General features: G+C 59.5%; 14 protein-coding genes and 1 pseudogene. 7 read left to right on the forward strand and 8 right to left on the reverse strand.

Annotation, left to right across the window (positions count from 1 at the left end; all coding sequences use genetic code 11):
• Positions 1 to 11: 11 nt before the first annotated feature.
• The 4 genes from BG841_RS08425 to BG841_RS08440 all read right to left on the reverse strand — a co-directional run bounded on the left by BG841_RS08425 (position 12) and on the right by BG841_RS08440 (position 4,393).
• On the reverse strand, positions 12 to 1,976 hold the full coding sequence (locus BG841_RS08425) for a dynamin family protein (protein WP_070057251.1): 1,965 nt from the start codon (positions 1,974 to 1,976) through the stop codon (positions 12 to 14).
• Positions 1,977 to 2,155: 179 nt separating this feature from the next.
• Complete coding sequence (locus tag BG841_RS08430) at positions 2,156 to 2,740, reverse strand: YggT family protein (RefSeq protein WP_070057252.1); 585 nt, start codon at positions 2,738 to 2,740, stop codon at positions 2,156 to 2,158.
• Between the two features lie 17 nt (positions 2,741 to 2,757).
• On the reverse strand, positions 2,758 to 3,591 hold the full coding sequence (proC, locus tag BG841_RS08435) for a pyrroline-5-carboxylate reductase (protein WP_070057253.1): 834 nt from the start codon (positions 3,589 to 3,591) through the stop codon (positions 2,758 to 2,760).
• A 109-nt stretch (positions 3,592 to 3,700) separates the two neighbouring features.
• Positions 3,701 to 4,393 carry a YggS family pyridoxal phosphate-dependent enzyme gene (locus BG841_RS08440; protein ID WP_070057254.1) on the reverse strand — a complete coding sequence of 231 codons (693 nt, stop codon included), beginning with the start codon at positions 4,391 to 4,393 and terminating at the stop codon, positions 3,701 to 3,703.
• Positions 4,394 to 4,534: 141 nt separating this feature from the next.
• Between BG841_RS08440 and BG841_RS08445 the strand changes: the two genes are divergently transcribed.
• From BG841_RS08445 to BG841_RS08455, 3 genes are all read left to right on the forward strand, one after another.
• The gene (locus BG841_RS08445; protein ID WP_070057255.1) at positions 4,535 to 5,569 is read left to right on the forward strand and encodes a type IV pilus twitching motility protein PilT; all 1,035 of its coding nucleotides are present in this window, start codon (positions 4,535 to 4,537) and stop codon (positions 5,567 to 5,569) included.
• A gap of 54 nt (positions 5,570 to 5,623) precedes the next feature.
• The gene (locus BG841_RS08450; RefSeq protein WP_070057256.1) at positions 5,624 to 6,745 is read left to right on the forward strand and encodes a PilT/PilU family type 4a pilus ATPase; all 1,122 of its coding nucleotides are present in this window, start codon (positions 5,624 to 5,626) and stop codon (positions 6,743 to 6,745) included.
• A 121-nt stretch (positions 6,746 to 6,866) separates the two neighbouring features.
• Positions 6,867 to 8,249, forward strand: a complete 1,383-nt coding sequence (locus tag BG841_RS08455; RefSeq protein WP_074454314.1) for an OmpP1/FadL family transporter — start codon at positions 6,867 to 6,869, stop codon at positions 8,247 to 8,249.
• A gap of 78 nt (positions 8,250 to 8,327) precedes the next feature.
• On the opposite strand, the pseudogene polA reads toward BG841_RS08455, so the two are convergent.
• Positions 8,328 to 11,062 (reverse strand): annotated as a pseudogene (gene polA / locus BG841_RS08460) (DNA polymerase I).
• A 118-nt stretch (positions 11,063 to 11,180) separates the two neighbouring features.
• Between polA and BG841_RS08465 the strand changes: the two are divergent.
• Together BG841_RS08465 and BG841_RS08470 are read left to right on the forward strand one after the other, a co-directional pair.
• The gene (locus BG841_RS08465; RefSeq protein WP_070057257.1) at positions 11,181 to 11,510 is read left to right on the forward strand and encodes a DUF2782 domain-containing protein; all 330 of its coding nucleotides are present in this window, start codon (positions 11,181 to 11,183) and stop codon (positions 11,508 to 11,510) included.
• 106 nt (positions 11,511 to 11,616) lie between these two features.
• Complete coding sequence (locus BG841_RS08470) at positions 11,617 to 12,030, forward strand: hypothetical protein (RefSeq protein ID WP_070057258.1); 414 nt, start codon at positions 11,617 to 11,619, stop codon at positions 12,028 to 12,030.
• Positions 12,031 to 12,082: 52 nt separating this feature from the next.
• On the opposite strand, the gene BG841_RS08475 is transcribed toward BG841_RS08470, so the two are convergent.
• Both BG841_RS08475 and pyrE read right to left on the reverse strand, forming a co-directional pair.
• Positions 12,083 to 12,742: a DUF4124 domain-containing protein gene (locus BG841_RS08475; protein WP_070057259.1), complete on the reverse strand. Its 660-nt coding sequence runs from the start codon at positions 12,740 to 12,742 to the stop codon at positions 12,083 to 12,085.
• Positions 12,743 to 12,840: 98 nt separating this feature from the next.
• On the reverse strand, positions 12,841 to 13,479 hold the full coding sequence (gene pyrE, locus BG841_RS08480; RefSeq protein WP_070057260.1) for an orotate phosphoribosyltransferase: 639 nt from the start codon (positions 13,477 to 13,479) through the stop codon (positions 12,841 to 12,843).
• Between the two features lie 80 nt (positions 13,480 to 13,559).
• On the opposite strand from pyrE, the gene BG841_RS08485 reads away from it, so the two are divergent.
• Positions 13,560 to 14,366, forward strand: a complete 807-nt coding sequence (locus tag BG841_RS08485) for an exodeoxyribonuclease III (protein WP_070057261.1) — start codon at positions 13,560 to 13,562, stop codon at positions 14,364 to 14,366.
• Between the two features lie 37 nt (positions 14,367 to 14,403).
• On the opposite strand, the gene rph is transcribed toward BG841_RS08485, so the two are convergent.
• Positions 14,404 to 15,120 carry a ribonuclease PH gene (gene rph, locus BG841_RS08490; protein ID WP_070057262.1) on the reverse strand — a complete coding sequence of 239 codons (717 nt, stop codon included), beginning with the start codon at positions 15,118 to 15,120 and terminating at the stop codon, positions 14,404 to 14,406.
• Between the two features lie 141 nt (positions 15,121 to 15,261).
• On the opposite strand from rph, the gene BG841_RS08495 reads away from it, so the two are divergent.
• A complete protein-coding gene (locus BG841_RS08495; RefSeq protein WP_070057263.1) occupies positions 15,262 to 16,128 on the forward strand; it encodes a YicC/YloC family endoribonuclease in 867 nt (288 codons plus the stop codon).
• Positions 16,129 to 16,177: the final 49 nt, after the last annotated feature.

Consider the following 16,177-nt stretch of genomic DNA (forward strand, 5'->3'; position numbering starts at 1 on the left):
CGCCGACTGACTCAGGCGATGCCGGAAATATTGACGACTTTCTGCTGGATCAGGGTAGGTGCGGGCTTGCGGATCTGACGTTGGATATTATCCACCAGTTCCAACTGCCGGCGCAGATCGTCCAGGGTATTGAGTAACTGCACCCGCTCGGCAGCCTCATCGCGATCGCTGCGCACCACCTCTTTCAAGCGTTGGATCTGATGTTCCAGCAGCTGCTTTTGTTCCAGCGAGTATTGCACGATGGGCAACAGGGCCTCTCCGGGCCAGCGCTCCACATCCCGGGCAACCCGCTCGTGGAGCGTGCGCGCCTCGCTCACCAAGACGTTGAAAAACCGACGGATCAACAGGCTTTGCTCGGTCAGCATGTTTTTTGGGTTGAGACGAAAGCGATGGGCTTTCTTGCGCAGTTCGCGCACCGCTATCACATGGCGCCCGGCCCGCAGCGGGGCAGGTTGCAGGTGACGGGTCCGGTTGGCGTCGTTGTAGCGTTGGTAGATCGCCGCCACCATTTTTTCGGCCAGCTGGCCCTCGCTCAGCAGGTTGCTGAAATCGTGTTCCAGCAACTCAAAAAAATGATCCATGCTGCGGCCCATGCCCGCGGTGGTCCAACTTTTCGCCAGCTGCACGCGCACTTTGTTGACGTGCGCCTCGAAACGCTCCGGGCTTACCAGTTCGCGCAGCTGTTCACCCTGGGAGTCCATCAGGCGCCGGCTGGAACGCAGGGTGATCAGTTGGCGGTAATAAAAATCGTAATCCCGCTGGGTCCGGTCCGCCAGTCGTTTCAGGGCGACTCGGTCCACGCTGGTTCCGGAGCGGGCGTCCAGCTCCTCTTGCAGACTTGACAGCCGGCTTTGCAGGTTGGCCTGGCTGTTTTGCAGCATCCCCAAGAGGTCGTTGATCAGGCTTTGCGTAATGAGTTGTTCTTTATGGATCAGAATGCGGTCGACAATGAGCCGTTCCAGCTGATCCACATTGCTGCGAACAAAGGTTTGTTGGTCGTCGCGCACCCGGCCCAGTAAGGCCTGTTTGGCCGACACCGGAATAACCTCGTTCTGGCGGATGCCCAGATGGTCCGCAGTGTAATCCCGCACCTTGGCGATGGCCGCCCGGGTGTGGGCCTCGCCCTGGAGATCGTCCCATAGCACATCGATCTTGTTGAGGACGGCAAACCGCCCGGCGCGGTGATCGGAGTCGCTGGTGTCGATGCACTCTTTCCAGATTGCCATGTCGCTGGCTGTTACCCCGGTATCGGCGCTCAACAGAAACAGAATGGCGTGGGCGCTGGGCAGCATGCTGATGGTCAATTCAGGCTCGGACCCCAGGGCGTTGAGGCCGGGCGTATCCAGAACACGCAAGCCGCGCTCGAACAGGGGATGGCGGATGCTGATCTGGGCGCTGCGCCAGGCCGGGATCAGCACTTTGCCCGGTGCATTGCGGTCGGGCTCCAGCTTGCTGTCTTCGAACCCGAGGGCGCGGGCTTCAGCCGGCGTGGTGCTTTTTACGCGCGCCACCTCGGCGAGGGCCTCGCGCATGAGTTCCGGGTTGTCGGCGTCGAGCTCGTGGCGCACCCAGTGCTCGTGCTGCTTGCGCAGTTGCTGTAACGACAGGGAGCCAATGCGGGTTTCAATAGGCAGCAACAGCAGATAATCGGCTTTTTGGTGGCGGTCGTAAAAGAGTTCGGTGGGGCACATGGTGGTACGACCGGCCTGGGAAGGCAGCAGACGCTGACCGTAATCGGCAAAAAACAGGGCGTTGATCAGTTCGGTCTTGCCGCGGGAATATTCCCCGACGAAAGCTATGGTGAGTTCATCTTCAATCAGCAATTCCAGCCCGGTGCGAATGCGGGCCCCGATGTCGTCGGAAAACAGGTCGTTGTCCTGGAGCCAGAGGCGATAGCGACTGATCTGCCGGATCAGCTCTTTTTTCCACGAATGATACGCCTCGACCTGCTGAGACAAACTTCCCTGCATGCTCATCGCTCTGACCCTTGGTTGCTTGAGTGCCCTGCGCACCTGAGGGTGCGCTGATAACCGGCCTCGGTCGCTGCGGGCTGAGGCCGGAAAACTCCGACAAAACAAGTAACTAGTTTGGAACAGAACGGTCGTTTTGGGGTGGATTAAATGCGCGCATTGTGACGGCTGTCACAGTTTGGGGCTTAAAGTGCCACACCGATGCTGGCCAGACCGATCGACATGGCCATGTGCTGGATGACCACGGTCAGCACGTTGAGAATCAGAAACACGATGATCGGCGACAAATCCAGACCACCGACGGAAGGCATCAGCTTGCGTACCGGCCGCATGACCGGCTCGGTGATCTGGGCCACCAGTTGAATCGCGGGATGATGGCTGCCCGGGGCTACCCAGCTGACGATGACCACCGCAATAACCGACCAGAAGTAGATTTTGACGATCAGATTAAGCACCGCCAACACCGACCAGGCCAGCAAGGTGACCGGGTTGATGGCAGGCACGCCCTGGTTCAGGGCCACCAGAATCAGGAACAGGGTGAGGGCCTGGATCAGCACCGCCAACACCAGTGCCGCGCCGTCAATTCCGCCCCAGCCGGGCACAAACCGGCGCATGGGACGCAACAAGGGGTTGGTTATTTTGACGGCAAACTGGGATATCGGGTTGTAAAAATCGGCTCTGGCCAATTGCAACAAAAAACGAAGCAGCACGATGGTGAGATAAAACATCGACACTATCTGCAAAATGGTAATCAGTATCTGTGCCAGCATGAAGCCGAGTCTCCTGTTCAGTGATCTTGGGTGAATTCTGCCGCCATGCTTTCGGAGCGGGCCAGGGCGGCCTGAAACGCTTCGGTCACCAGTTCCCGCAGGCCCCCCTGTTCAAACGTATTCACGGCCTGTTCCGTGGTGCCTCCCGGTGACATGACGTTGCGTTTCAGTTGTGCGGGGTCGTGCTCACTGGTGCGTGCCATTTCAGCCGCACCGGCCATGGTTTGAATGGCCAGTTCACGGGCGGTGTCTGCGGCCATGCCGGCCCGGGCAGCGGCCTCTTCAAGCGCCTCGAGCATCAGGAAAAAATACGCCGGGCCACTGCCCGACAAGGCGGTCACCGCGTGCAGCTGCGACTCGTCAGCCACCCACAGGGCGGTGCCTATGCTGCTGAAGATGGTTTCAACCTGCTGGCGCTGCGGCTCGCTGACCTGGTCGTTGGCCGACAAGCCGGCGGCTCCTTTGCCCACCAGGGACGGCGTGTTGGGCATGACCCGGGCGACGGGCAGATCTCCGCCGAGCCAGGCATTCAAGGTGTCACTGGTGACGCCGGCGGCGATCGACACCACCAGGGGGCGGGTGTTCTGGACCACCGGAGCCAGATCCTGACAGACCTGAGCCATCACCTGGGGTTTGACGGCCAGAACCACCACATCCCCTTGCTCGGCACAATGGCGGTTGTCGGTGGTGACGCTGACGCCGAACCGTTTACGCAGGCTCTGCAGTTCCTTGTCCACGGGGGCGCTCACCCAGATGTCAGCGGCTTTGAAACCGTTTTCGAGCATGCCGCCGATAATGGCGCTGGCCATGTTGCCGGCCCCGATAAATGAGATGGTTGCTGATGTGGTCAAAATAGGCTCCGATTGGCGGGTGTGGTTAGCGTGACAACATAGACGGTCACGCTGATAGTAGCAGGATATGATGCCCCTTGGCGGCACCGGTCACCTTTTATCAACACCGTCAGCGCTTCCCGAACAGCGCCGTGCCAATGCGCACCCAGGTCGCGCCCTCTGCAATGGCCAGCTCAAGGTCGGCCGACATGCCCATGGACAGGGTGTCCATGATGCCATTGATAGAAGGCGTTTGGTTCAGCATGGTTTGCAGATCCGCCAGATGCCGGAAGCTGGCGCGTAGTTCGTCCTCGGACTGGGCAGGCGCGGGCAGCGCCATGAGACCGCGCAGCCGCAGACCGGGCAGCGCAATGATGGCCTCTGCCAGCTCCGGCAGGTCACTGAGCGAACAGCCGGATTTGCTGTCTTCGGCGTTGATGTTCACCTGGATGCACACGTTCAGGGGCGGCAGATGGGGTGGGCGCTGGCTGCTGAGCCGGCCGGCAATACGGAAACGGTCAACGCTGTGAACCCAGGCAAAGTTTTCGGCGATCTGCCGGGTTTTGTTCGCCTGAACGGGGCCAATGAAATGCCATTCAATGCCGGTCAGATCGGCCAGTTCGGCCATCTTGTCGCAGGCTTCCTGGACGTAGTTTTCACCGAATGCATATTGCTCGGCCGCGACCGCCGCGCGGATCTCGGCCGCGGGGCGGGACTTGCTGACTGCCAACAAGCGCACGCTATTGACATCCCGTCCGGCCTCGACTGTTGCTTTTTGTATGCGTCTGGTTACGCTCTCAATGTTGTCTGCTATGCTGCTCATAGTGTAAATCCGGCGGTTCACAGGGGCTCTTAAACGCTGACACGTTACCTTCGGGCTGCTGAAATGCCAAGCCAAACGCTCTGCTGGAACCGAATCGTTCGTATCATCAGATTATAAAGAATAATCCTTCCGAGGACTCTAATGGATATAACCGAACTGCTTGCCTTCTCGGCAAAACAAGGCGCGTCTGACCTGCACCTGTCGTCCGGGTTGCCGCCCATGATTCGTGTGGACGGAGATGTACGCCGGATTAACTTACCGCCGATGGAGCATAAAGACGTCCATGGACTGATTTATGACATCATGAACGACAAGCAGCGGAAAGATTTCGAAGAGTTCCTGGAAACCGACTTCTCCTTCGAAGTGCCGGGGGTGGCGCGCTTCCGGGTGAACGCGTTCAACCAGAACCGGGGCGCCAGTGCGGTGTTCCGTACCATCCCCTCCAAAGTCCTCACCATGGAAGATCTGGGCATGGGGCAGGTGTTCAAGGACATCGCATCGGTACCCCGGGGGCTGGTGCTGGTTACCGGACCCACCGGTTCGGGTAAGTCGACCACACTGGCGGCCATGGTGGATTACATCAACGACACCCGCTACGAACACATCCTCACCATTGAGGACCCCATCGAATTTGTCCACGATTCCAAAAAGTGTCTGGTGAACCAGCGTGAAGTCCACCGGGATACCCTGGGGTTCAGCGAAGCGCTGCGCTCGGCGCTGCGGGAAGACCCGGACATCATCCTGGTGGGTGAGTTGCGGGATCTGGAAACCATCCGGCTGGCGCTGACGGCGGCGGAAACCGGGCACCTGGTGTTCGGTACCCTGCACACCACTTCAGCGGCGAAAACCATTGACCGGGTGGTGGACGTCTTCCCCGCGGAAGAAAAGTCCATGGTGCGCTCCATGTTGTCGGAATCCTTACAAGCCGTCATCTCGCAGACGCTGTTGAAAAAAATGGGGGGTGGCCGGGTGGCGGCCCATGAAATCATGATCGGTACGCCGGCCATTCGTAACCTGATTCGTGAAGACAAGATCGCGCAGATGTACTCCGCCATCCAGACCGGCGGGTCCCAGGGCATGCAAACCCTCGACCAGTGTCTTGAGCAGATGCTGCACAAGGGGCTGATTTCGCGGGACGCGGCCAGGCTGTTGGCTAAAACGCCGAGTAACTTTTAAGCAGGTCATCAGACACAACTCTGATCAGATGGATAGTGACAAATAGGGGAACACATGGACTTTGAAAAGCTGCTTCGGCTGATGGTCGAGAAGGGCGGGTCGGATCTGTTTATCACCGCAGGTGTACCGCCCAGCATGAAATTGCACGGTCAGGTACTGCCGGTGACCAAAACCGCCCTGACGCCCGAGCAGACCCGGGAACTGGTGTACGGCGCGATGAACGCCAAACAGCGGGCCGAATTCGAGGAGACCCAGGAAAGCAACTTTGCGATCAGTGCCCGGGGCATTGGCCGCTTCCGGGTCAGCGCCTTCTTTCAGCGCAACCTGTGCGGCATGGTGCTGCGCCGGATTGAAATGAAAATCCCCCAGATTGACGATCTGGGTTTGCCCGACATCGTCAAGGATCTGGCCATGACCAAGCGTGGTCTGATCATCTTTGTGGGCGCCACCGGTACCGGCAAGTCCACCTCGCTGGCGGCCATGCTGGGACACCGCAACCGCAACAGCCGGGGCCACATTATTTCCATCGAAGACCCGATCGAGTTCATTCATCAGCACCAGGGCTGTATCGTCACCCAGCGCGAGGTGGGGCTGGATACCGAAAGTTTTGAGGTGGCACTGAAAAATACCTTGCGACAGGCGCCGGACGTCATTCTGATTGGCGAAATCCGTACCCGGGATACCATGAGTTACGCGATCCAGTTCGCCGAAACCGGTCACCTGTGTCTCGCCACCCTGCACGCCAACAACGCCAACCAGGCGCTGGACCGCATTATCCAGTTCTTTAACGCCGACCAGCACAACCAGATCTGGATGGATCTGTCCTTGAACCTGCGGGCCATAGTGGCTCAGCAGCTGGTGCCCACCCCGGACCAGAAAGGCCGCCGGGCGGCCATCGAAGTGCTGATCAATACGCCGCTGGTGTCCGACCTGATCCGCAAGGGCGAGGTGCACCGTCTGAAGGAACTGATGACCAAGTCGACCGAATCGGGCATGCGCACTTTTGATCAGGCCCTGTACGACTTGTACGCGGAAGGTTCGATTACCTACGAAGACGCCCTGGCCCACGCCGACTCGGCCAACGATTTGCGGCTGATGATCAAACTGGATACCTCCGCAGAGGGCGCCGACCAATTGGCGGCCAGCGCGGACCGGTTAACCATGCAGGAGGATTGACGCCCGACTGCCCATGGCGGGCAGTGGCCGTGGGTAGTTGGCAAATTGAATGGGTAGGGTTGGCAATTGTTGTTGCTGGTTTGAAGTCCGTATACTCCCCGCCGAATTAAACTGGGGGTATATGAAAAAAACAGCAGGATTTTTGATTCCGGCATTGATCATGGCCAGCCCGGCCGCCGTTCAGGCGGGGGGCTTTTCACTCAACGAGCAAAGCGCCAGTGCCATGGGGGTGGCCAACGCCGGTACCGCCGCAAACCCTGAGAATGCGACCACCGTGTTTTTCAACCCGGCGGGCATGAGTCAGCTCAAGGGGACCAACCTGTCGTTCGGTGCCGCCGCACTGAGCATCGACGCGGCCATGAAACCGGGCACCGGCGGCGCCACCCGCGACAACGGCCAACCTGTGGCCGGCACCCATGGTGGTGATATTGCCGATCTTGCCGTCTTGCCCAATGTCTATCTGACCCATGAACTGAACGACTGGCTGGACGTGGGCTTTGGGCTCCACGCCCCCTATGGGTTGGCGGCGGATTACGACGATCGGTTTGTGGGCCGGTTTTTCGCGGACGAAACCGAGTTGAAGGCGATCGCGTTCAGCCCCTCCATTGCCTTGAACGACGGCGCCGGCTTTTCGCTCGGTTTCGGTGTGAATCTGATGTACGCCGAGGGGACGCTGACCAAGTTCCAGGATTACTCCGCAACCGAGGCAAAATTGGCTGCCCTGGGTGCAAAGCTGGACGACGGTTATGCGGACATCTCTGGCGAGGATCTGGCCGTTACCTTCAGTTTTGGCTTGCTGTGGGCGTTGAATGAGCGCACCCAGCTGGGGTTGTCCGGTCAATCGGGTACGGAACTCAAACTCAAGGGTGACGCCAGAATCCACAACTTCCCGGTGGTGGATCTGAGCGCCCCGTCGGTCACCCAGCAGTTGGTCACTGAACGGGTGGAAGTGCCGCTGCAGATACCTGAAAGTCTCACCGTCGGTCTCCGGCACCGGGTCTCCGACCGCGTCACCCTGCTGGCCGGGGCTACCTGGTCCAAATGGAGCCGGTTTGAGGCCCTGGATATCGTCAGCCGAGAATCCCCGGGGCCGGTTTCCGGTAATGTTGGTGGCGGTCTGGGTGACCCGGCGCTGGTGGCGCATATATCAGAAAACTGGCAGGACACCTGGCAGGTGAACCTGGGGGGTATCTGGCAAGCCACCCCCGAGTGGGCGTTCAAAGCGGGTTATGCCTACGATCAGTCGCCGGTGAACGACAACTTCCGGACCGCCCGTATTCCATCCGGTGACCGCGAGTGGTTGACCCTCGGTGCCCGGTATGCGCATCTGCAAAGTGGCTGGACCGTTGATGTTGCCGCGGGTGTGCTGTTGTTCGATGACACCCGGGTCGATGAGCGTAACTACAACGTCAACAACCAGCCTATGCCCGGAGCGGCGCGTTTCAGTGGTACTTATGAGCTGGATGCCTGGAGCGCCGGGGTGCAGTTCAGCAAAGCCTTCTGAGCTACGACATCTACTGAATAACCAGGAGAGCCCCCGGGGCTCTCCTGGTTGCTTGCCTGGTGCCCGGGCGGGACCGGGTCAGTGGGCCTCATCCCAGTTGTTGCCGCTGCCCGCCTCCACCAGCAGGGGCACGTCGAGGGTGGCGGCCGCAGACATTCGGCGGGTCAGGCCTTCGCGAATCACCTCCAGCTTTGAGTCCCGCACTTCCAGAATGAGTTCATCATGTACCTGCATGATCATGCGGGCATCGTCCGGGTGTTCGTCAAGCAGCCAGGCTTCCACCGTGAGCATGGCCCGCTTGATGATATCCGCCGCCGTTCCCTGCATGGGGGCATTGATGGCGGTGCGTTCGGCGGCCTGCTGCATCTGTTTGTTGCGGGCGTTGATGTCCGGTAAATACAAGCGCCGGCCGAACAGGGTCTCGACATAGCCGTCGTCATGGGCCTGTTTGCGGATGTCGTCCATGTACTGCAGTACTCCCGGGTAACGCTCGAAGTAACGCTCGATGTACTGCTGAGCGACTTTGCGCTCAACCTCCAGTTGGCGGGCGAGGCCGAAGGCCGACATGCCGTAAATCAGTCCGAAATTGATGGCCTTGGCGCTGCGGCGCTGATCGGGAGACACGTCGTCCAGAGGGACCCCGAAGACTTCCGCGGCGGTCGCTTTGTGGATGTCTTCGCCGTTCTCGAACGCGGTGAGTAACCCGCGGTCGCCGGACAGGTGTGCCATGATGCGCAGTTCGATCTGGGAGTAATCCGCAGCCACCAGCTGGAAGCCTTGCGGTGCCACAAATGCCTGGCGAATACGCCGGCCCTGGGGCGTGCGTATGGGGATGTTTTGCAGGTTGGGCTCTGACGACGACAGTCGGCCGGTGGCGGTAACCGCCTGATGGTAAGAGGTGTGAATACGGCCGGTGCGCGGATTGATCATTCCCGGCAGGCTGTCCGTGTAGGTTGATTTCAGCTTGCTCAGGCTGCGATGCTCCAGAATCAGCCGGGGCAGGGCGTGTTCATGAGCGAGTTCCTGGAGTACCGGTTCCGCCGTGGACGGGGCTCCTTTGGGGGTCTTCTTGATGACCGGCAGCCCCAGTTTGTCGTAAAAAATCACCTGCAGCTGTTTGGGCGAACCGAGATTGAAAGCTTCCCCCGCCTCTTCGTGGGCGGCGCTTTCAAGCTCTGCCATGCGTTCGGCCAGCTCCTGGCTCTGAATTTTCAACAGCCCCGCGTCTGCCAGCGCGCCCCGTTGTTCCATCCGGGACAATACCGGCACCAGCGGCAGCTCAATCTCTTCATAAACCTGCTGCAGGCGACCGGTGGCCGCCAGTTGGGGGCGCAAGGTCTGGTGCAGGCGCAGGGTGATGTCGGCGTCTTGCGCGGCGTAGTAACCGGCCTTGTCGAGTTCAATCTGGTTGAACGTCAGTTGCTTGGCCCCTTTGCCGGCCAGCGATTCAAACGAGGTGGTGGTGATGCCGAGGTGCCTGAGGGCGAGGGTGTCCATGTCATGGCGGGAACCGACGGAGTTGAGTACGTAGGATTCCAGCATGGAGTCCTCGGCAATACCGTTCAGCTCAATACCGTGATTGGCCAGTACGTTTTTGTCGTACTTCAGGTTCTGGCCAATTTTCCCCGGGAGGGTACCTTCCAGGATGGGCTTGAGCTGTGCCAGCACCCGGTCACGGTCCAGTTGTTCCGGCGCGCCGAGATAGTCGTGGCCGAAAGGCACATAGGCGGCTTCACCGGGCTCCAGCGCAAAGGATACCCCCACTACTTCCGCTTTGCTGTAGCTCAGGCTGGTGGTCTCCGTGTCGAACGCAAACAATTCCGCCGCCGCCAGACGCTCCACCCAGCGGTCCAGATCCGCCTGTTCGGTGATGATCTCGTAACGGGTCTCGAGTCCCGCCGGGTCGGCGCTATCCGTCGATTCGGTGGTGCGCGCGGTGCTGCCCTCCTGCTGTTGCTGGCTCAGTTCGGCCACCCAGCCTTTAAACTCGAATTCTTCAAACAGGGCCAGCAACGCGGCCTCGTCCGGCGCCTCATCCGTGAGGGTTTCCAGGCCGAACTCCAGCTCGACGTCCCGTTTGATGGTGGCCAGCTCACGGCTGAGGGGCAAGGTGTCCAGGGCGTCGCGCAGGTACTCCCCAATTTTGCCTTTGATTTCCCCGGCACGGGCCACCAGGTTGTCAATGTTGTCATACGCCTGCAGCCACTTGGCGGCGGTCTTGGGACCGCATTTATTTACCCCGGGGATGTTGTCCACGGGATCACCCACCAGCGCCAGGTAATCAACAATCTGCTCGGGGGTGACCCCGAACCGGGTGATCACTTCGTCCCGGTCGGTGAGGGTGTTGTTCATGGTGTTGATGAGCGTGACATGGTCGCTCACCAGTTGCGCCATGTCTTTGTCGCCGGTGGAGATCACCACATCGATGCCTTTGGCGGTGGCTTCATGGGCCAGGGTGCCGATGACGTCATCGGCCTCCACACCGGGCACTATCAGCAGCGGTAGCCCCATGGCTCTGACGATCTGGTGGATTGGCTCGATCTGGCAGGCCAGGTCATCCGGCATCGGGGGCGGTTGGCCTTGTAGTCCTCGTACAGGTCGTGACGGAAGGTTTTCCCTTTGGCGTCAAAGACCACCACGATTTTCGAGCCGGGAAAATCCTGATCCATGCGGCGCAGCATGCTGATCACCCCGCGGATGGCTCCGGTGGGGTGGTTTTTGCTGTTGGTCAGCGGTGGCAAGGCATGAAAAGCGCGAAAAAGGTACGAAGAGCCGTCAACCAGGACGACAGGGGGTATCTGCTGCTGAGTCATAGCACATCGAGTCCGGATTTTGATTGAAGCCGGGTGAGCCTTGTGCAACTCTTAACGGTGAACAAGAGTCAGACGGGCTGACGCGGCCAGTATTAGGTGACTTAGAGGGTATCACGAAATGTTGCGAATCTCCGGCTTGCTTACACTGCTCCTGGGCGGCTGGGTGTCCGCGGCGGCCGCCCAGGATCCTTTGCCCCAAGACGTCCCGGTGCCAAAAGAACCGGTGGTGGTGCCCGATTATCAACCGGGGCCGGAAGAGTCACAAATCATCATCCGCAGTGGCGACAACGAGGTTTATTACGAGTATCGGGTGAACGGTGAGTTGCTGGAAATCAAGGTGGTGCCCGAGGTGGGACCGAGCTATTACCTGGTGCCCTCCGAAGGCGGCTGGATTCGGGAGGAACGTTCACAGACCCTGATACCCAGCTGGATTCTGTTGCGCTGGTAGCCCTGCAGCGCCATCGCGGGTGCGTCTGAAATTAGTATGAACACTCTAATTTAACTCCGTAGTCTGAGCAGGTAAATACATGACCGTGCCAGTCAGGAGTCTCACCATGAGTAAATTGAAAGCGTACCAACAGCAGTTGCAGGACATTGTCGAAAAAGGCATCAACGCCGCCGAGGAACGGCAGAAAAAACTCAGCGCGAAGCCGTTTGAGTTTGCTGAAAAGTTGGAGGCGGATGTGCGCGAATACAGCGTCCAGGGGCTGCGCAACCGTTATTATGGCTGCAGTGAAAACGTGTTTGAGCGGTTGCGCAAGCTGAACGGCCGATTCGGCAACTTCGCGGCCGATTTGATTGCCCGTCTTGAAAAGGATGTCCAGGAGGGCGCGGACGCCGTGGTGGAAGTCGCCGAAGACCTCCAGGATGCGGTGAGCGCGGACACACCCGCGGCGCCCAAAACCAAGGCCAAAAAAGCTTCCGGCAACAAGAAAACGGCCACCAGGAAAGAGTCGGCCCCGGCGTAAGTGCGGCCCGGGCTGTCCGCTTGCCAGAAATCCGGGAGCGGGGTGCCCGGCGTTATTGCCTGTCCGGGTGCTCCGCCGGGGCGGTGTAGACCGTCAGGGTGCGTTCGTGCCCGGTGATTTGTTCCAGCCGCGTAATGTCCTGGATGAACTCGCTTTTCAGGGTATCCATTTCGACAGTCTGGATCGCGATTTCCTGTTCGATGGTGCGGATCTGCGCCTGTAAGCGATTGATTTTTTCCATTGTCGAGTCGGGCACAGCCCGCCCCGAGCGCTCCAGATTGGCGGCCCGACGTTGCTCTTCGTCAATCTGCTGGACGAGGCTGGAAATGTTGCCGCGCTTGAGTTGGATCAGGCTGCCTAATTCCTGCAGCTTCCGGTTCATGGCACGCACTGCGTCGTCGGGGTGGCTGAAACGCCTCAGCAATTGCTGGTCCAACTGCAGTTGCCGCTCCGCCCGGGCACGCTCCTGTGCCTGTCGTTCCCGCTCGGCCAGTTGTTCGGCGGTGGGGGCCGGGGCAATGACTTCTACTACCCGGCCAGCGTCGTTCAGAACCTCATAACCGCGGGCCGTGGCGCGCTGCGGCACCGAAGTACCGATTACCAGCTGGCCGTGCTCGTCGGTGTAACGGTAAATGCGCGCATCGGCAGTGCTTGCGAGCAAAACCAGAGTCATGGTGAGCGCAGAAGCGGTTGTTCTTGTCAGGCGACTCATACAGTGCAGTGCTGCCTCCCTTTAATCCTGCCTGGCATGATAATCAAGAGCATATCAGAAACTGGGCCTGACACCATGACGTGCTGCGCAATCGGCGGTCAGATGCCGTAGCGGGCCCGGTAAGCCGCCACGCTTTGTGCGTAGGCACTGAAGTCGGGCCGGGCCTGCAGATAAGCCAGCACCTGGTCCAGCTGGATGATGCTGACCACCGGAATGCGGAATTCTGACTCTACCTCCTGGATGGCCGAGAGTGCGCCTGTGCCGCGTTCCTGCCGGTCCAGGGCGATCAGCACCCCGGCGGGCTCGGCCCCGGCCTGGCGGATCAGCTCGATCGATTCGCGAATGGCCGTACCGGCAGTGATCACATCGTCAATGATCAGCACCTTGCCCTGCAATGGGGCGCCGACTACCTGACCGCCTTCACCGTGGTCTTTCTTTTCCTTGCGGTTGTACGCGAACGGACGGTTGTCGCCATTGGCTGCCAGAGCCATCGCCGTGGTGGTGGCCAGCGGAATGCCCTTATAGGCGGGGCCAAAAATAATGTCATAATTCAGCTTGCTGCGTTGCAGAGCGGCAGCGTAGGCGCGGCTCAACTGGGCCAAATCGTCGCCGGTGTTGAATAACCCAGCATTGAAAAAGTAAGGGCTGGTACGCCCGGACTTGAGTGTGAATTCCCCAAAACGCAGAACGTTTCGACGAATGGCAAATTCGATAAATTCGTGCTGATAGTCGTGCATAGCAAGGCTTCTGGCGTGGCGGGTTTTTTTAACGTGTATGATTCCGGTATCATACACACAAACCGAATCAGGGAACATGTATGCGCGTTGTATCAATCAGCGTCAACGGCCTGGAGCAGGCTGTTGAGAAAGGTTTTTTTGAGTGGGTGAAAACGCAGGATGCTGACGTTATCTGCGTTCAGGACCACCGAATGCGCGCCTACGAAATTGAAGACCGTGGCTTGATTCCGGAAGGTTATGAAGCCTACTTCATCGATGGTGAGCACAACGAAGATGGCGGCGTGGGTATTTATACCCGGCATTTCCCCAAGGCCATCATCTACGGTTTTGCCAATGAACAGGCCGACCGCGAAGGCCGTTACATTCAGGCCGACTTCGACAAGGTCAGTGTGGCCAGTGTGCTGGCGCCCTCCGCACTTGGGCTGGAAGATGAGGTGATCGGTGACGACGACCTCACCATGCTCGATCACAAGGACGCATTTCTGGAAGGCTTCGGACTGCACATGCAGAAAACCTTGCGCAAGCGCCGGCAGTTCATCATTTGCGCCAACCTGCAAACCGCCCATCACGTGACCGATGCCAGTCCCCAGTTCCACAAGCTGGATGTATCCGGGTTTTTACCCCATGAGCGTGCCTTTATGGACCGTCTGTTCGATGAAATGGGGTGTATTGATGCGTTCCGGGAGATCAACAAGCAAAGCAACCAGTTCACCTGCTGGCCTGAGTGGGCCGAAGGCTGGCGCCAGAACGCCGGTATCCGCATAGATTACCAGTTGCTCACGCCGGGGATCCGGAAAACCATTCTGGACGGCTGGATCGACGACCGGACTCGCTTTTCCGATCACGCGCCGGTCGTTATGGATTACGACATCGACATAGGTTTCTGAATGGCGGCGGAGCCTTTGGCTCCGCCGCACCTCGCCATTACCCGGCCAGCGCCGCCTTCTGAATCTCGAATACCTGCTCAATGCCCTGCCGGGCCAACGCCAGCATGCTGTCCAGCTCTGCCTGCACAAAGGGCGCCCCTTCCGCAGTACCCTGAATTTCGATAAACCCACCCTGATCGGTCATCACCACGTTCATGTCGGTTTCTGCGCCCGCATCCTCCGGGTAGTCCAGGTCGACCACTGCGGCACCCTGATAAACACCGACAGACAGCGCTGCCACCATCTGTTTCAGGGGCGACTTTTTCAGGCGCTTTTGCGCCACCAGAAAGTTCAGTGCATCCACCAGCGCCACGCATCCGCCGCTGATGGCCGCAGTCCGGGTGCCCCCATCCGCCTGAATGACGTCGCAATCCACGGTGATGGTGTGTTCGCCCAGCGCTTTCAGGTCGACCGCGGCGCGCAGGGAGCGTCCGATCAGCCGCTGGATCTCCACCGTGCGTCCGCCCTGCTTGCCCCGGGCCGCTTCACGACCCATGCGGCTGCCGGTGGAACGGGGCAGCATCCCGTACTCGGCGGTAATCCACCCCTGGCCCTCACCGCGCAGGAACGACGGCACCTTGTTTTCTACCGATGCGGTACAAATCACTTTGGTATCACCAAACTCCACCAGCACCGAGCCTTCGGCGTGCCGGGTGTAGTTGCGGGTGATGCGAATGTCTCTGGGTTGTTCCGGTGTTCTTCCACTAGGGCGCATAGTTTGTCCTGACAGGGTTGTGAGTGTGACGATAGGGCGCGCAGTGTACCACGACCACGAATCTCTGTTGGTAAGTTAGCGGCACAGCCCCGCTGACTGGTAGACTGTAAATTCATTCGGACAAGGCCTTGCGGAGACTTTATGATCAGAAGTATGACGGCTTTTTCACGCCGGGATATCCAGGGCGAGTGGGGCATGATGACCTGTGAAATCCGGGCGGTGAATCATCGTTACCTGGAACCGGTGTTCCGCTTGCCGGACGCCCTGCGGGAGTTGGAAAACCGCTTTCGCGAACACCTGCGTGGCAGTCTCAAGCGGGGCAAGGTTGACGTCAGTCTGAAAATCCAGTGGGCCGAGGCGGCCAATCAGCAGTTGGAGATCAATCAAGCGCTGGTGGCCGCGATCAATGAGGCCGCCAACCAGCTGAACAAGATTCTGGACAACCCTGACCATATCAACGCCCTGGAGATTCTCCGCTGGCCCGGTGTGCTGGTCAGTCCCGAGCCGGATCTCGGGCCCGTGAGCGAAGCGGCCGGGGAGGTGTTCGGGCAGGCCCTGGACGACCTGATTGCCGCGCGGGAACGGGAAGGGGAACGGTTACGGCCACTGTTCGAACAGCGCCTGAATGCCATGAGCCAGAGTGTTACCGAGGTGCGCAGCTGGATGCCGGATATCCTTCAACAGCAGGAGCAGCAGCTACGCGACCGGTTCGAAAGCGCCAAGATTGACCTGGATGCCGACCGCCTCGCCCAGGAAATGGTGATGCTGGCCCAGAAAACCGATGTTGCCGAAGAACTCGACCGCCTCGATGCCCACATTCGCGAGGTGACCGACACCCTGCAAAAGGGCGAGGCCATCGGCCGACGTCTCGACTTTCTCATGCAGGAACTCAACCGCGAAGCCAATACCCTGAGCAGTAAATCCATCGACACCCGACTCACCCGGGCGGCGGTGGACATGAAGGTGTGGATTGAGCAGATGCGAGAGCAGGTGCAGAATATTGAATGACCCCCGCCGGTCGGCGTGGGGTCCTTGTGGGCAGGAATGATGAGGTTTC

It is taken from the genome of Marinobacter sp. X15-166B, from assembly GCF_001752365.1.
In the GTDB taxonomy this organism is placed as follows: Bacteria; Pseudomonadota; Gammaproteobacteria; order Pseudomonadales; family Oleiphilaceae; genus Marinobacter.

Coding starts and splice junctions, on each gene's coding strand:
- BG841_RS08485 (WP_070057261.1), top strand. CDS start 13,560: ATGCGCGTTGTATCAATCAGCGTCAACGGCCTGGAGCAGGCTGTTGAG.
- BG841_RS08470 (WP_070057258.1), top strand. CDS start 11,617: ATGAGTAAATTGAAAGCGTACCAACAGCAGTTGCAGGACATTGTCGAA.
- BG841_RS08440 (WP_070057254.1), bottom strand. CDS start 4,393: ATGAGCAGCATAGCAGACAACATTGAGAGCGTAACCAGACGCATACAA.
- BG841_RS08425 (WP_070057251.1), bottom strand. CDS start 1,976: ATGAGCATGCAGGGAAGTTTGTCTCAGCAGGTCGAGGCGTATCATTCG.
- BG841_RS08465 (WP_070057257.1), top strand. CDS start 11,181: ATGTTGCGAATCTCCGGCTTGCTTACACTGCTCCTGGGCGGCTGGGTG.
- BG841_RS08445 (WP_070057255.1), top strand. CDS start 4,535: ATGGATATAACCGAACTGCTTGCCTTCTCGGCAAAACAAGGCGCGTCT.
- BG841_RS08455 (WP_074454314.1), top strand. CDS start 6,867: ATGAAAAAAACAGCAGGATTTTTGATTCCGGCATTGATCATGGCCAGC.
- BG841_RS08450 (WP_070057256.1), top strand. CDS start 5,624: ATGGACTTTGAAAAGCTGCTTCGGCTGATGGTCGAGAAGGGCGGGTCG.
- BG841_RS08430 (WP_070057252.1), bottom strand. CDS start 2,740: ATGCTGGCACAGATACTGATTACCATTTTGCAGATAGTGTCGATGTTT.
- BG841_RS08495 (WP_070057263.1), top strand. CDS start 15,262: ATGATCAGAAGTATGACGGCTTTTTCACGCCGGGATATCCAGGGCGAG.
- rph (WP_070057262.1), bottom strand. CDS start 15,120: ATGCGCCCTAGTGGAAGAACACCGGAACAACCCAGAGACATTCGCATC.
- BG841_RS08475 (WP_070057259.1), bottom strand. CDS start 12,742: ATGAGTCGCCTGACAAGAACAACCGCTTCTGCGCTCACCATGACTCTG.
- pyrE (WP_070057260.1), bottom strand. CDS start 13,479: ATGCACGACTATCAGCACGAATTTATCGAATTTGCCATTCGTCGAAAC.